Below are 14,376 nucleotides of genomic sequence, written 5' to 3'. Positions count from 1 at the left end.
TCACGTATCGACGGAAACATGGTCTTTATCTGAACAGCCCTCAGGCTTCACGGTTCCCCCCTACTCTCTGCACAGTGACGTGGCGGATGGGGCCGCATCGGCCCGCCGTCGCGACGGGGGGTTCTGGGATCTGGGGGGATCTGTTTGCTGACGTCTGTCTTCATCGCGGCCGTTTCACTTGCTCTGTTCTGGATGGCGGCGTTCACCCTGTGGTGGCAGATGCACGCCTGGCGTACGCCGAAAGTGCTCGCCTCCACCCGGTTCAGCAGTCCGGACGGGGACGAGCACGTCTCCTTCTCGCTGTTATTACCCGCGCGGCACGAACAGGCCGTGCTGGATCACACGATCCAGCGGCTGCTGGAGTCGAGCCACACCGACTTCGAGATCATCGTGATCGTCGGGCACGACGACCCGGAGACCACCGCGGTGGCCGAGCAGGCCGCCGCGCGTGATGCACGGGTCCGGGTCGTCGTCGACACGCACGAGAGGAAGAACAAGCCGAAGGCCATGAACACGGCGCTGCCGCACTGCCGCGGCGACGTCGTCGGGGTCTTCGACGCGGAGGACCAGGTCCATCCCGAGCTCCTCGCGCACGTCGACCACGCCTTCCGCACCACCGGCGCGGACGTCGTCCAAGGCGGCGTGCAGCTGATCAACTTCCACTCCAGCTGGTACAGCCTGCGCAACTGCCTGGAGTACTTCTTCTGGTTCCGCTCGCGGCTCCACCTGCACGCGCAGAAAGGTTTCATTCCGCTCGGCGGCAACACCGTGTTCGTCCGGACCGACGTTCTCAGGGAAGCCGGCGGCTGGGACCCGAACTGCCTGGCCGAGGACTGTGACCTGGGCGTACGCCTGTCCAGCGTCGGCAAGAAGGTGGTCGTCGCCTACGACTCCGACATGGTGACCCGGGAGGAGACCCCGGGCTCGCTGATGTCCCTGCTGAAACAGCGCACCCGCTGGAACCAGGGCTTCCTCCAGGTGTACCGGAAGAAGGACTGGAAGCAACTGCCCACCCTCGGGCAGCGGCTGCTCGCCCGCTACACCCTGATGACGCCGTTCATGCAGGCCTTCACCGGTCTAATCATCCCGCTGAACGTGGCGATCGCGCTGTTCCTGGACGTGCCCGTCGGCATCGCCTTCATCACCTTCCTGCCGGCCGTCACCGCCCTGGTCACCTTCGTCTTCGAGGTCGTCGGACTGCACGACTTCGGCAAGCAGTACGGCCTGCGCGTCCGCTTCGCGCACTACCTGAAACTGATCCTGGGCGGCCCCTTCTACCAGGTCCTCCTCGCCGGTGCGGCCGTCCGGGCCGTGTGGCGTGAGCAGCGTGGTCGCAACGACTGGGAGCTGACGACCCATGTGGGCGCGCATCTCGGCGAGACGGCCGTGCCCCGGCAGGACGTTCCCGTCACCCGAGAGGACGTTCCCGCGTGACCTCCACCCTTCCCGCGGTGACCCCTTCGAGGACCCCCGCGCAGCGCCGGCCCGCGCCCCGCACCGGTGGGCACCGACGGCCACAACCGCCGAGCCGGCTGCGCTCCTCCCGGTCCGACCTGATCCTGTGCGGCGTGCTGCTCGTGGCGATCCTCGTCGTGCAGGGCTGGAACATCGCCGACTACCCGGCCCTCAGCGACGACGAGGGCACCTACCTCGCCCAGGCCTGGTCCGTGCAGCAGGGCGACGGCCTCGCCCACTACACCTACTGGTACGACCACCCGCCGCTCGGCTGGATCCAGATCGCCGTGCTGACCTGGATCCCCGCGCTGATCAGCCCCGAATCGATGACGGTGGGCAGCATGCGCGCGGCGATGCTCGTGATCAGCGGCATCAGCGCGGTCCTGGTCTACGTCCTGGGCCGGCGCCTGGCGCTGCCCCGCTGGGCGGCCGCGCTCGGCATGGTGTTGTTCGGGCTCTCGCCGCTGTCGGTCATCCTCCAGCGGGAGATCTTCCTCGACAACCTCGCGGTGATGTGGACGCTGCTGGCCTTCACGCTGGCCGCCTCCCCGAGCCGCCACCTCTGGCACCACTTCGGTGCGGGCATCGCGGCCGCCACGGCCGTGCTCACCAAGGAGACGATGCTCCTCGTCCTGCCCGCCCTGTTCGTCACCATGTGGCGGCACAGCCACAAGGACACCCGCAAGTTCGCCCTCACCGGAGCCGTCACGGCCTGCGTCCTGATCGGCTTCGCATACCCCCTGTTCGCCCTGCTCAAGGGCGAATTGCTGCCGGGCAGCGGGCACGTGTCCCTGTGGGACGGCGTCACGTACCAGATGACCAGACCCGGTTCGGGCTTCATCCTGGACCAGGGCTCCGGCTCCTGGGGCGTGCTCCAGTCGTGGCTGTACTACGACAAGATCCTGCCCCTCGGCGGCCTCGCGGGCGCCCTGCTCCTGCTCGTCACCTGGCGCTGGTCGGTCACCGCCCGCGCCCTGGCCGGACCCGCCCTGGCCGTGGCGATCTTCGCCGCTCTGGCCCTGCGCCCCAACGGCTACCTGCCCGCGATGTACGTCATCCAGGCCCTGCCGTTCCTCGCGCTCGTCCTCGCCGGAGGAACCGCCTCGGTCGCCCACGCGGTGCTGAGCCGCTGGCGCTCCGAGACGGAGAAGCCGTACGTCAGCGTGGGCCGGTACGCGCTCGCCGCCGCCCTCGCCCTGGCCGCCGGTGCCTACGTCGTACCGCGCTGGTACGACGGCGCCCGCACGGCCGTCACCACCGACGCCAACGCCCCTTACAAGGCAGCCTCCAGGTGGCTGGCCACCGAGGTCGAGGACCCGGAACGCACCCGCGTGCTGGTCGACGACGCGCTCTGGCTGGACCTGGTGCACCAGGGGTACCGGCCGGGCCTCGGCGTCATCTGGTTCTACAAGGCCGACCTCGACCCGGCGGTCACGAAGACGATGCCGCGCGGCTGGAAGGACCTCGACTACGTCGTCGCCTCGCCGACCGTGCGGCGTGACGCGGCCGACCTGCCCAACGTCAAGGCAGCCATGGAACACTCGGACCCGGTCGCCACCTTCGGCACCGGCGAGGACCGTATCGAGATCCGCCAGATCCAGACGTCCGCCGGAGGCGCGCGATGAGCCAGGAGTCCACCGTCCCGGGCGAGGTCGTCGAGACCGCCGAGATCCCCGAGCCGGGCGCCGTCACCATCGTCGTACCGACGTTCAACGAGGCGGCGAACGTACGGCAGCTGCTGCGCCAGATCACCGAAGCCGTCCCGGCCCGGCTGCCCTGCGAGGTCGTCTTCGTGGACGACTCCACCGACGACACCCCCGAGGTCATCGAGAAGGCGGCCCAGGACTGCCCGTTCCCCGTGACCGTCCTGCACCGCGAGGAGCCGGTGGGCGGGCTCGGCGGCGCCGTCGTCGAAGGGCTGAAGGCGGCCACGTCCGACTGGATCGTCGTCATGGACGGCGACTGCCAGCACCCGCCGTCCCTGGTGCCCGACCTGGTCGCCACCGGCGAGCGGGCGAACGCCGGGCTGGTCGTCGCCTCCCGGTACCTCAAGGGCGGCAGCCGCGCCGGACTGGCGGGCAGCTACCGGGTGTTCGTCTCACGCGGGGCGACCTGGCTGACCAAGGCGTTGTTCCCGCGCCGGCTGAGCGGCATCAGCGACCCGATGAGCGGCTTCTTCGCGATCCGCCGCAGCGCGGTCACCGCCGACGTCCTCCAGCCGCTCGGCTACAAGATCCTGCTCGAACTCGCCGTCCGCAGCCGTCCGCGCGGGGTCACCGAGGTGCCCTTCGTCTTCCAGGACCGGTTCGCCGGGGAGTCCAAGTCCACCGCGCAGGAGGGCTTCCGGTTCCTGCGCCATCTGGCCGGCCTGCGTGCCGCCTCACCGGTCGCGCGCATGGTCGGTTTCGGCCTGATCGGGCTCACCGGCTTCGTGCCGAACCTGGTCGGCCTGTGGGGGCTGACCGCCGTCGGCATGCACTACGTACCGGCGGAGGTCCTCGCCAACCAGCTCGGCGTCGCCTGGAACTTCCTGCTCATCGAGCACCTGCTGTTCCGCGAGCGGCGCCGGCACCAGCGCTGGTGGGACCGGGCCGGGCGGTTCGCGCTGCTCGCCAACGCCGACCTGGTGCTGCGCATCCCGTTGATCGCCCTGTTCATGCACCAGTTCCAGCTGGGCGTGCTGTCGGCCACCGCGCTCGCGCTGGTGACGACGTTCGTCCTGCGCTTCGCCGGGACCGAAGCGCTGGTCTACCTGCCGCGCCGGGGACGCGAGAAGCCCGGGCGCGACAGCCGCACCGCGAGGAGATCCGTGTGAACAAGTACCGGAGAAGAACCGCGCTCGCCGGCGTGGGCGCGCTCACGGCCGGCCTCCTGATGGCCGCGCCCCAGCCCGCGTCCGCCGCCAACCTCGTCAAGAACCCGGGCTTCGAGACCGCCGGAGCCGGCGACATGCCGTACTGCTGGGAGAAGTCCGGCTGGGGCGACAACGACTTCACCTTCACCACCACGGCCGACGCGCACTCCGGCTCCCAGGCCATGAAGGTCGAGCTGACCCGCCGGGTCGAGGGCGACCGCAAGGCCCTGATCACCGAGTCCGACGCGTGCGCGCCGGTGGTGACGCCGGGCAAGCAGTACGACCTCGGGCTCTGGTACAAGACGACGACCCCGGACGCGGCGATCACCCTGTTCCGGCACGACACCACGGCCGGCTGGCAGTACTGGACCGACCTCAAGACCCTGGACATGGCCGGGAACTGGACCGAGGCCACCGTCCGTACCCCCGAGGTCCCGGCCGGCACCGACCGCATCTCCTGGGGCGTCTCCGTCCACGGCACCGGCTCCGCCACCACCGACGACTACACGATGGATCAGGTGCCCGACCCGGTCCTGCCCCCGGAGTGCACCGGCACCGCCGAGCAGTGCGCGAACGGCAAGTGGGACGTGCTGCCCACGCGGAACCCGGTCCGCTCGATGCACTCCGTGGTCCTCCACAACGGCAAGGTGCTGCTGATCGCGGGCTCCGGCAACGACGAGTCGATGTTCGAGGCCGGCACCTTCACCTCGGCGGTGTACGACCCGGCGAACGGCTCCTACAAGGTCGTCCCCACGCCCAAGGACATGTTCTGCGCCGGGCACGTCCAGCTCCAAGACGGGCGCGTGCTGGTGATGAGCGGCAACAAGGGCTATCCGTCCGCCGACGGCCGCGTCGGCTACCAGGGCTACAGGGACTCGTACGTCTTCGACCCGGAGACCGAGACCTTCTCCAAGACCAACGACATGAACGACGGCCACTGGTACCCGTCGGCGACGATCCTCGGCAACGGCGACGTCATCTCCTTCGGCGGCCTGAAGGAGGACTCCACCGGATCGGTCACCGCCGAGCTGTTCTCCCAGGCCGAGCAGCAGTGGCAGCCGCTGTGGAAGGTCAACCAGACCTGGTCGTACTGGGGTCTGTACCCGTCGATGATCCTGATGCAGGACGGCCGCCTCTTCTACTCGGGCAGCCACGTCTTCGGCAACAACATCCCCGGCACGGGCTCGGCGATCTACGACTACGGCGCCAACACCATCACGCAGGTACCGGGCCTGCGGAACAAGGACGAGCGCGACCAGTCGGCCAGCGTGCTGCTGCCCCCGGCGCAGGACCAGAAGGTCCTCACCCTCGGCGGCGGCAACATCGACTCCAACCCGGAGGCGAACCGCCTGACCGACATCATCGACCTCAAGCAGCCGAACCCGTCGTACGTGGCCGGTCCGCCGATCCCGCAGGGCACGGTCGACCTCGGCAACGGCGCGGTCCCGCAGACCGGGAACCAGGGCAAGATGTACGTCTCGGCGGTGCTCCTGCCCGACGGCAAGGTGCTGGAGACGGGTGGCGCCCTGCACAACCGCGCCAACCCGGTGTACGAGACCTCGCTCTTCGACCCCGCGTCGGAGACGTTCGACCCGGTGGCCGTCGACCCCGAGGCACACGGTTACCACTCCTCGGCGTTCCTGCTGCCCGACGGCCGGGTGATGACCACCGGCGACAACCCGGGCAACGGTTCCTGGAACCACGACGTGTCGGTCTACAGCCCGCCCTACCTGTTCAAGGGCCCGCGTCCGCAGATCACCTCGGTCATCGACACCGAGTGGAACTACGGCGACACCCAGCGGATCACCGTCGACCGGCCCATCGCCAAGGCCGAGCTGATCCGCCCGGCCGCCGTCACGCACTCCTCGGACCCGAACCAGCGGTTCGTGGACCTGCCGCTGTCCGTCGACGGCGACAACGTCGACCTGAACGTGACGAGCAACCCCAGTCTGGCCCCGCCCGGCTGGTACATGCTCTTCGCGGTCGACGCGAACGGGGTGCCGTCGGTGGCGAAGTGGGTGCATCTGCGGGGCCCGCAGGCACTCAAGGCGACAGATGCCTCGGCCCATGTCCACGACTTCGCGGACGCCCCGAAGGGCAAGGTCACGGGGCCCGGCAAGAAGCGGAACTCCCAGAAGGTCAGCCCGACGATCTCCGGCTGCGACCGGCACTACGGCTCGATCAACGTCTGCGTGCCGACGGACTTCCCGGCTGAGGTGAAGAGGACGACGGCCGCCCGCTGCGAATGGCTCAAGGCCAACGACTACGGCCGTCTGAAGGTCAACGGCAAGCACGACCCGCTGGGCCTGGACCGGAACCGGGACGGGACCGCCTGCGGCAAGGGCGACGCCAAACGCCCTTAGCCGTTGCTGCGCGACTCCGCCAGGGCGCGCTCCACGATGGCCTCCAGCTGCTCGTGGTGCGCGCCCTTCCAGTACGCCCGGCCGCACGCCGTGCACTGCGCGAACACGTCGTACGTGGCATGCGTGCCGTGCTTGAGCTGATCGGCGACCTCGTCCTTGGTCGCCTTGCGGAGCAGCCCGTTGCAGGCCGTGCAGCGCGTCCAGGGGAGCAGCACGGGACGGAAGCGGTCGAGGATGTCGCGGAGTTGCTCCTCGGGCCGGGTGCTGTAGACGAACGCCCCCGCCCACAGCTCCCGGCGCCGCAGCAGTCCCCGGTCGCGGCTCAGCATCACCCGCTGCTCGGCCGCCGAGCGCGCCGCGAGGGCCGGGTCACCGATGTCGGTCGACTCGTAGGCCGTGTCCACGCCGAGCAGGCGCAGCCGGCGGGCCAGCGTGCCGAGGTGCACGTCGAGGAGGAAGCGCAGGGATGCGCCCGGGACCTGCTGGGGGCGTGCGACGGCCCGTACGGTCACCGCCTGGCCGGCCGACGGGACGTGCGCGAAGGGGACCTCGCGGCCGTCCACGACCAGGGCGCCCACCTCGGTCAGCGGCACGCCCAGCGACTCGACGACATGGCCGAGGCTGGAGACGCCGTCGGTGGCTGCCCGCACGGTGCCCGTCCCTCGGGCCCGGGGCACGAACACCGTCAGTTCGGGGGCGAACTCGACCTGGATCTCGGGACCGTTCACCCGGTCAGGATGCCACGGGGGCCTCTGAAGAGGGTGGCCGTTTCGGCAGGTCCTTGAGGGTGTCGAGGGTGCGGTCGACCAGTTCCGGCAGGTCGTCCCGGAAGTCCCGTTCGACCCAGTAGATCATCGCCTCCAGCAGGGCACCCATCAGTCCCATCGCGTAGACCCGCACTTCGAGCTCGTCCTCGTCGCGGCCGCTGCGTTCCGCCAGCGCCCGGCACAGCAGGCGGCCGGTGAGGGACATGCTCTCCATCATCCGCGCGCGCAGCGCGGGAACCTCGACCATCAGCCGGATGCGCAGGATCATGTCGTCTTGCTTTGAGTCCGCGGTGTCGGCGATGGCCATGGTCATTCCCTGACGGATCGACCAGCGCAGCGATTCCAGGACCGGTTCGTCCTGGGGCCGCGCCCGCAGCAGGTCCTCCACCAAGGGGTCGTACTCGTCCGTCAGGACGATGTCCTCCTTGGTGGGGAAGTAGCGGAAGACGGTGCTCGGCGAGACCTCGGCGCGCTCCGCGATCTGCTCGACCGTGGTGGCCTCGTAGCCCTGCTCCTTGATGAGGGCGTACGTGGCGTCCCTGATCGCGATCCGCGTCTTGATCTTCTTGCGCTCCCGCAGGCCCAGATGCCGCGCGGCCTCGGGAACAGGGGTCCGTGCCGTGGTCATACGGCTCATTGTCGGTCATCGGCCTCCACCCGGGCCACGTCCGGTCCCGAGGCCACCTCGGCCTGCGGCTCCCCGGGCTTCCCGCGTTCGCCGGGTTCCCCGGGTCCGCCGGCTTTCCCGGGTCCGCCGGGCTTCCCGGGTCCGCCGGGGTCCCCGGCTTTCCCGGGGCCGTCGAGTTTCCCGCGTTCGCCGGGTTCCCCGGCTTTGCCGGCTTTCCCGGGTCCGCCGGGCTTTCCGGGTCCGCCGGGCTTCCCGGGTTCCCCGGGCCTCCCGGGCCTCCCGGGGTCCCAGGCTTCCCCAGGTCGGCCGGGTCCGCCGGGCCCTCCGGGCTGCCGAGGTTCCCCGGGCCTCCCGGCCTTCCCGGCCTCCTCGGGTCCGCCGGGCTTTCCGGTCCTCCCGAGCTTCCCGGCTTTCCCGAGTTCCCAGGCTTCCCCAGGTCGGCCGGGTCCGCCGGGCCCTCCGGGCTGCCGAGGTTCCCCTGGCCTCCCGGACTCCCCGGCCTCCTCGGGTCCGCCGAGTTTCCCTGCCTGTCCCGCCGGAGCGGTGACCCGCGGGTCGGGCAGCAGCAGTGCCGTCAGCGCGGCCGTCACCAGGGCGGCGATGCCGCAGACCACGAGGACCGTGGACATGCCGTCCACATACGCGGCGTCGGCGGAGCGGGCGAGCGCCGGCAGTCCCAGCTGCTCGGCCACGGCGTGGGCGCCGCTGACCGAGTCGCGTGCCGCGTCCGCCGCCCCCCGGGGCAGACCGGCGGTGTCGAGGCGGTCGTCGTAGGCGCCGGCGACGAGGCTGCCGAGCAGCGCGATGCCGATGGCGCCGCCCACTTGGCGGAGCGTCATCAGCAGTCCGGAGCCGCTGCCCGCCTCCTCGGCGGGGATGCCGCCGAGCGCCGCGTCCATCGCGGGCACCATCGCCAGGCCGAATCCCAGGCCCGCGATCGTCAGCCACAGGGCGGTGAAGCCGTAGCCGGAGCCGGGCTCCGTGCGGGAGCCGAGCAGCGCGGCGAAGCACAGCACCACCAGGCCCGTGGTGACCACCGGGCGTGGTCCCGCGCGCCGCACCAGCAGGGTGCTCAGCCGCGCGGAGACCATCAGCCCGCCCATCATCGGCAGCAGCCGCAGCCCGGTGCCGAAGGCGTCGCTGCCGCCGACCTCCTGCAGATATGTCGGCAGCATGAACAGCAGCCCGGAGAAGACGAACGTGCCGAGCGTCGCGGCCAGACTGTTGAACAGGAACCCCCGGTGGCCGAGCAGTTTCAGGTCCAGCATGGGCCGCATCGCGCGGCGCTCCCGTGCGACGAGGACGGCGAGCAGCACGGCGGACGCCGTGAACGAGCCGAGCACCAGGCCGCTGCCCCAGCCGCGCTCGGGCGCCTCGATGATGCCGAAGACCAGGGCACCGAGCCCCAGCGCGCTGGACGCGGTCGACAGGGCGTCCACGCGGGGTGAGGACGGGTCGCGGGACTCGGGCAGCAGGAGCAGACAGGCGGCGATGCCGATCGCGGCCATGGGGATGTTGATCAGGAAGATCGAGCCCCACCAGTAGCGGTCCAGCAGCAGCCCGCCGATCAGCGGCCCGAGCGGCATCCCCGCGGCCATGGACGCGGTGACGGCGGCGACGGCCTTGCCGCGCTCCTCCTCGCCGAACATCGACGGCAGTACGGACAGGCCGAGCGGAATCACCAGCGCGGCGCCGAGACCCATCAGGGAGCGCGCCGCGATCACCAGCTCCGCGGTGTCGACCACCGTGCCGGCCAGCGATCCGGCGAGGAACACCACCAGGCCCGTGACCAGCATCCGGCGCCGCCCGAACCGGTCGCCGAGCAGTCCGGCGGGCAGCATCAGCGCCGCGAACACGACGACGTAGGAGTCGACGATCCACTGGAGCTCGCCGGTGGTCGCGTCCAGCTGCGCGGCCATCGTCGGCAGCGCCACGTTGAGGATCGTCAGATCGAAACCGAGCACCAGCATGCTCGCGACGAGGGCACCGAGCGCCCACCAGCGGCGGGGGTCCCTGGGCCTCGGGCCCCGCTGAGTGACAGTAGCCATGAAATGAAAGTAACTCTCAAAAGAGTCTTACTGTCAACGTGGAGGGACATGAGAAAGGGCCACGGCGCGGAAGCCGTGGCCCTGTGCTGCGCGGCAGCTGCTACCCGTGCTGGTACGCCACCAGCGAGATCCCCACGTAGTGCGCGATGAAGGCCGCCAGGGTGAAGGAGTGGAACACCTCGTGGAAGCCGAACCAGCGCGGCGAGGGATTCGGCCGCTGGATCCCGTAGATCACGCCGCCCGCGCTGTAGAGCAGGCCGCCGACGACGACCAGGACGAGGACGGCCACACCGCCGGTGCGCATGAAGTCGGGCAGGTAGAAGACGGCCGCCCAGCCCATCGCGATGTAGCACGGGGTGTAGAGCCAGCGCGGGGCGCCGACCCAGAAGACGCGGAAGAGGATGCCGGCCACGGCCGCGCTCCAGATGCCCCACAGCAGCCACCGGCCCTTGGAGTCCGGCAGGAGCAGCATGGTCAGCGGCGTGTAGGTGCCCGCGATGATCAGGAAGATGTTGGCGTGGTCCAGCCGGCGCAGGACGCCGTCCATGCGCGGGCTCCAGTCGCCCCGGTGGTACAGCGCGCTCACGCCGAACAGCAGGCATGCGGTCAGGGCGAAGACACCGCAGGCGATGCGCCCTCTGGAGGTGTCGGCGAGGGCGGTCAGCACCAGCCCCGCGATCAGAACCGCCGGGAACATGCCGAGGTGCAGCCAGCCACGCAGTTTCGGCTTCACCGGGTGAGGCAGGGGGAGCGCCTGTGGACCGTGGCCGTCGGCCGCCGAGTCCGAGGGCGCGTCGGGGACGAACGCAGTCATGGCCGAATGGTAGCTACGGAACCGTAAGTGACGTATCAGCGCCTCGGCTTGACCGGCGAAGAGTGGCCATCCTCTCACTTCGGCCCGGCAATGGTTACGCAAATGAGCGGTCAGGTTAACGCAACGTGCGGGTAAAGCGGCGCGAGAAACCGTGGCGAGCCTCACGTTGCTCACCTGTGCGCTCCTCTGGACAGATGGGCGCGAGCATCGGATGATCAAATGAGTGCGGTCGGCACCGGATGAGCGCCCAAGATCCTCCGTGAAGCATCCGGGTCGCAGCCCCCACGGGGCCTCCACATCACAAAAAATCCCTCATTTAGGAGCAATCGTGGCGCGCGACATCGCGGCTCCCACCGTCCCCACCACTCATCAGGGGCTGATCTCGTGGGTCAACGAGATCGCAGAACTGACGCAGCCGGACAACGTGGTCTGGTGTGACGGATCCGAGGCCGAGTACGAGCGACTGTGCGAAGAGCTCGTGGAGAAGGGCACCTTCCGGAAACTCGACCCGATCAAGCGCCCCCACTCCTACTACGCGGCCTCCGACCCCACCGACGTCGCCCGCGTGGAGGACCGGACCTTCATCTGCTCCGAGAAGGAGGCGGACGCCGGCCCGACCAACCACTGGAAGGCCCCCGCCGAGATGCGGGAGGTCTTCCAGGGCTCCGGAGGGCAGGGCGGTCTGTTCCGCGGCTCGATGCGCGGCCGGACCATGTACGTCGTGCCCTTCTGCATGGGCCCGCTCGGCTCGCCGCTGTCCGCCCTCGGCGTGGAGATCACCGACTCGGCGTACGTCGCCGTCTCCATGCGCACCATGACGCGCATGGGCCAGGCCGTCCTCGACGAGCTCGGCTCCGACGGCTTCTTCGTCAAGGCCGTGCACACCCTGGGCGCCCCGCTGGAGCCCGGCCAGGAAGACGTCCCCTGGCCCTGCAACCAGACCAAGTACATCTCGCACTTCCCCGAGGACCGCGAGATCTGGTCCTACGGCTCCGGCTACGGCGGCAACGCCCTGCTCGGCAAGAAGTGCTACGCCCTGCGCATCGCCTCCGTCATGGCCCGTGACGAGGGCTGGCTGGCCGAGCACATGCTCGTGCTGAAGCTCACCCCGCCGCGCGGCGAGGCCAAGTACGTCGCCGCCGCCTTCCCGAGCGCCTGCGGCAAGACCAACCTCGCCATGCTGGAGCCGACCATCCCCGGCTGGACGGTCGAGACCATCGGCGACGACATCGCCTGGATGCGCTTCGGCGAGGACGGCCGCCTCTACGCCATCAACCCCGAGGCCGGCTTCTTCGGCGTCGCGCCCGGCACCGGCGAGCACACCAACGCCAACGCCATGAAGACCCTCTGGGGCAACTCCGTCTTCACCAACGTCGCCCTCACCGACGACAACGACGTGTGGTGGGAGGGCATGACGGAGGAGACCCCGGCCCACCTGACGGACTGGAAGGGCAATGACTGGACGCCCGAGTCCGGCGTCCCGGCCGCCCACCCCAACGCCCGCTTCACCGTCCCGGCCTCGCAGTGCCCGATCATCGCGCCCGAGTGGGAGGACCCCAAGGGCGTGCCGATCTCGGCGATCCTCTTCGGCGGCCGCCGCGCCACCGCCGTACCGCTGGTGACGGAGTCCTTCGACTGGAACCACGGCGTCTTCCTCGGCGCCAACGTCGCCTCCGAGAAGACCGCCGCCGCCGAGGGCAAGGTCGGCGAGCTGCGCCGCGACCCCTTCGCGATGCTGCCCTTCTGCGGCTACAACATGGGCGACTACATGGCCCACTGGATCGACGTGGCCAAGGACAAGGACCAGTCCAAGCTGCCGAAGATCTACTACGTCAACTGGTTCCGCAAGGACGACGAGGGCAAGTTCGTCTGGCCCGGCTTCGGCGAGAACTCCCGCGTCCTGAAGTGGATCGTGGAGCGCCTGGAGGGCACCGCCGAGGGCGTCGAGACCCCGATCGGCGTCCTGCCGACGAAGGACGCCCTCGACACCGAAGGCCTGGAACTGGCCGAGTCCGACCTGGAGTTCCTGCTCACGGTCGACAAGGAGGTCTGGCGCGAGGAGGCCGCCCTGGTCCCCGAGCACCTCAACACCTTCGGCGACCACACGCCGAAGGAGCTGTGGGACGAGTACCGCGCCCTGGTGGAGCGCCTCGGCTGATCCCACCCCCCTGTACTCCGCGGCCGGCTGGAACCGACAGTGCCCTGACCAGCAACATCGTCACGGCCGGCCGCGGAACCGACTGGCGGGGCCCGCACAACGGCGTGCGGGGTTCCGGGCCCGCCGCCGCCCTCCGTCCGCCCCGACGGAACCTGGCGGCGACAGGCCCACTCCCGCCCGCTTCGGCGCGGCCCGCCCCGCGGGCTCACGAACGTGCCGATGAATGACCGAGCGCTCCGGCCGACGGCCTACGTCGACCGGGGCGCTCGGGCGTTTTCGGTGTGTCGGTGTCGGGCGAGAACTCCGGCGAGGCAGGTGAAAGCAGCGTGACCGATGACAAGCAGCCGGCTGTCACGAGTTCTGCGTTTCACCGACTCCCCCTTGAGCGCCGAGCAGCTCCGGCCGTGCAAGGAAAGCGAGCAACAGGCCTCCTGCTGCGTGCCCGCGCCCCGGACGAGAGCCTGACGCGCGGCTTCACGATCGATCCGGAGACGGGCGCCCCGGTGCGGGCAAAGACGGAGGCGGACGGCCGGGTGGTTTTCCGCCACGTCGTCACCGCTCTCGGCACTCCGGCCGACCCGGTCGTTCCCGGCCGCGCGTAGCCGCAACCGGCCGACGGTCGGGGACGATCGGGTGATCGCGGTCCGTAACAGGCGTGACGTGCTTCGGGTGCGGGTACCCGAGGGTCCTCACAGAGGGGTTAGTGGCGCCCGGTCCGCGCGTCGCTGCGGGTGCGCGCGGACCGGGGCCGTCGAGGGAGCCCCGCGGGGCTCAGCGGGACGCGAGTGGACGCGGCTCCAGGGCCGCCGTGTGGGCGTCCATCCGCTCGGCGGCCAGGATCGCGGCCGCGGTGTCGGCGCGGGAGGCGGCGACGACCAGCGCGCGGCCCGCCAGGGCGTGCGCCCGCCGGTGCAGGGCGGTGGCGCCCTGCTCGGGCCGGCCGCTCATCGGCGCACGCACCGGGGCGCGCCCTCCCCGCAACCTGCCCACCTGCTTCGCGAGCCGCTCCGCCGCCGTGTCCAAGTCGGCCGAGGCCTGCGTCGCACGCAGCTCGTCCGTGACGGCGAGCAGGGCGGCGAGATAGCCCGCGAGCTGGATGTCCAGCTCTTCCTCACGGGAACGGTGGGGGAAGTCCGGGTTGGGGCCGTCCACCGTGCTGTGGACCGACTTGGTGCGGATCGGTTCGTACATGGGAAGGCCTCCTGAGGTCTTTCAGGAAGCCATCCTAGCTTAGATTTCGTCTAAAGTTGAGTCGCTCACAAAATCAGACTGCCCGCGCACGTAGGGTG

10 protein-coding genes and 1 pseudogene are annotated in these 14,376 nt (G+C 70.2%); 6 read left to right on the top strand and 5 right to left on the bottom strand.

Annotated elements, in window-relative coordinates:
- Positions 1 to 144: 144 nt before the first annotated feature.
- From ACIQHQ_RS16150 to ACIQHQ_RS16135, 4 genes are read left to right on the top strand one after another with little or no spacing between them, the layout of a single operon-like run.
- Positions 145 to 1,434, top strand: a complete 1,290-nt coding sequence (locus ACIQHQ_RS16150; protein ID WP_402612524.1) for a glycosyltransferase — start codon at positions 145 to 147, stop codon at positions 1,432 to 1,434.
- Positions 1,431 to 3,080, top strand: a complete 1,650-nt coding sequence (locus ACIQHQ_RS16145; RefSeq protein WP_402612523.1) for an ArnT family glycosyltransferase — start codon at positions 1,431 to 1,433, stop codon at positions 3,078 to 3,080. The genes ACIQHQ_RS16150 and ACIQHQ_RS16145 overlap by 4 nt, the downstream gene beginning before the upstream one ends.
- On the top strand, positions 3,077 to 4,270 hold the full coding sequence (locus ACIQHQ_RS16140; RefSeq protein WP_402612522.1) for a glycosyltransferase: 1,194 nt from the start codon (positions 3,077 to 3,079) through the stop codon (positions 4,268 to 4,270). The genes ACIQHQ_RS16145 and ACIQHQ_RS16140 overlap by 4 nt, the downstream gene beginning before the upstream one ends.
- A gap of 59 nt (positions 4,271 to 4,329) precedes the next feature.
- A complete protein-coding gene (locus ACIQHQ_RS16135; RefSeq protein WP_402612695.1) occupies positions 4,330 to 6,672 on the top strand; it encodes a galactose oxidase-like domain-containing protein in 2,343 nt (780 codons plus the stop codon).
- Here the strand turns inward: ACIQHQ_RS16135 and ACIQHQ_RS16130 are convergent.
- From ACIQHQ_RS16130 to ACIQHQ_RS16115, 4 genes and pseudogenes are all read right to left on the bottom strand, one after another.
- Positions 6,669 to 7,400: a Mut7-C RNAse domain-containing protein gene (locus ACIQHQ_RS16130; protein WP_402612521.1), complete on the bottom strand. Its 732-nt coding sequence runs from the start codon at positions 7,398 to 7,400 to the stop codon at positions 6,669 to 6,671. The genes ACIQHQ_RS16135 and ACIQHQ_RS16130 overlap by 4 nt on opposite strands.
- A gap of 4 nt (positions 7,401 to 7,404) precedes the next feature.
- Complete coding sequence (locus tag ACIQHQ_RS16125; protein ID WP_402612519.1) at positions 7,405 to 8,067, bottom strand: TetR/AcrR family transcriptional regulator; 663 nt, start codon at positions 8,065 to 8,067, stop codon at positions 7,405 to 7,407.
- A gap of 533 nt (positions 8,068 to 8,600) precedes the next feature.
- Positions 8,601 to 10,115 (bottom strand): annotated as a pseudogene (locus tag ACIQHQ_RS16120) (DHA2 family efflux MFS transporter permease subunit); the annotation flags it as partial.
- A 100-nt stretch (positions 10,116 to 10,215) separates the two neighbouring features.
- Positions 10,216 to 10,929 carry a hemolysin III family protein gene (locus ACIQHQ_RS16115; protein WP_402612518.1) on the bottom strand — a complete coding sequence of 238 codons (714 nt, stop codon included), beginning with the start codon at positions 10,927 to 10,929 and terminating at the stop codon, positions 10,216 to 10,218.
- Positions 10,930 to 11,257: 328 nt separating this feature from the next.
- On the opposite strand from ACIQHQ_RS16115, the gene ACIQHQ_RS16110 reads away from it, so the two are divergent.
- Together ACIQHQ_RS16110 and ACIQHQ_RS16105 are read left to right on the top strand one after the other, a co-directional pair.
- Positions 11,258 to 13,087, top strand: coding sequence for a phosphoenolpyruvate carboxykinase (GTP) (locus ACIQHQ_RS16110; RefSeq protein ID WP_402612516.1), 1,830 nt, complete (start codon positions 11,258 to 11,260; stop codon positions 13,085 to 13,087).
- 326 nt (positions 13,088 to 13,413) lie between these two features.
- Positions 13,414 to 13,689 (top strand): hypothetical protein, encoded by a 276-nt coding sequence (locus ACIQHQ_RS16105; protein ID WP_402612515.1) that lies wholly within the window; start codon positions 13,414 to 13,416, stop codon positions 13,687 to 13,689.
- A 169-nt stretch (positions 13,690 to 13,858) separates the two neighbouring features.
- Here ACIQHQ_RS16105 and ACIQHQ_RS16100 read toward each other — a convergent pair whose 3' ends face one another.
- Positions 13,859 to 14,278, bottom strand: coding sequence for a hypothetical protein (locus ACIQHQ_RS16100; protein ID WP_402612513.1), 420 nt, complete (start codon positions 14,276 to 14,278; stop codon positions 13,859 to 13,861).
- Between the last annotated feature and the right edge of the window lie 98 nt (positions 14,279 to 14,376).

The organism is Streptomyces sp. NPDC092370 (assembly GCF_044755265.1).
GTDB lineage: Bacteria > Actinomycetota > Actinomycetes > Streptomycetales > Streptomycetaceae > Streptomyces.
This window is presented reverse-complemented; position numbering and strand designations above follow the sequence as displayed.

What these genes read in the sequence shown, in the direction of transcription:
- ACIQHQ_RS16125 (WP_402612519.1), bottom strand. Translation starts at nt 8,067, where the DNA reads ATGACCACGGCACGGACCCCTGTTCCCGAGGCCGCGCGGCATCTGGGC.
- ACIQHQ_RS16115 (WP_402612518.1), bottom strand. Translation starts at nt 10,929, where the DNA reads ATGACTGCGTTCGTCCCCGACGCGCCCTCGGACTCGGCGGCCGACGGC.
- ACIQHQ_RS16140 (WP_402612522.1), top strand. Translation starts at nt 3,077, where the DNA reads ATGAGCCAGGAGTCCACCGTCCCGGGCGAGGTCGTCGAGACCGCCGAG.
- ACIQHQ_RS16135 (WP_402612695.1), top strand. Translation starts at nt 4,330, where the DNA reads ATGGCCGCGCCCCAGCCCGCGTCCGCCGCCAACCTCGTCAAGAACCCG.
- ACIQHQ_RS16100 (WP_402612513.1), bottom strand. Translation starts at nt 14,278, where the DNA reads ATGTACGAACCGATCCGCACCAAGTCGGTCCACAGCACGGTGGACGGC.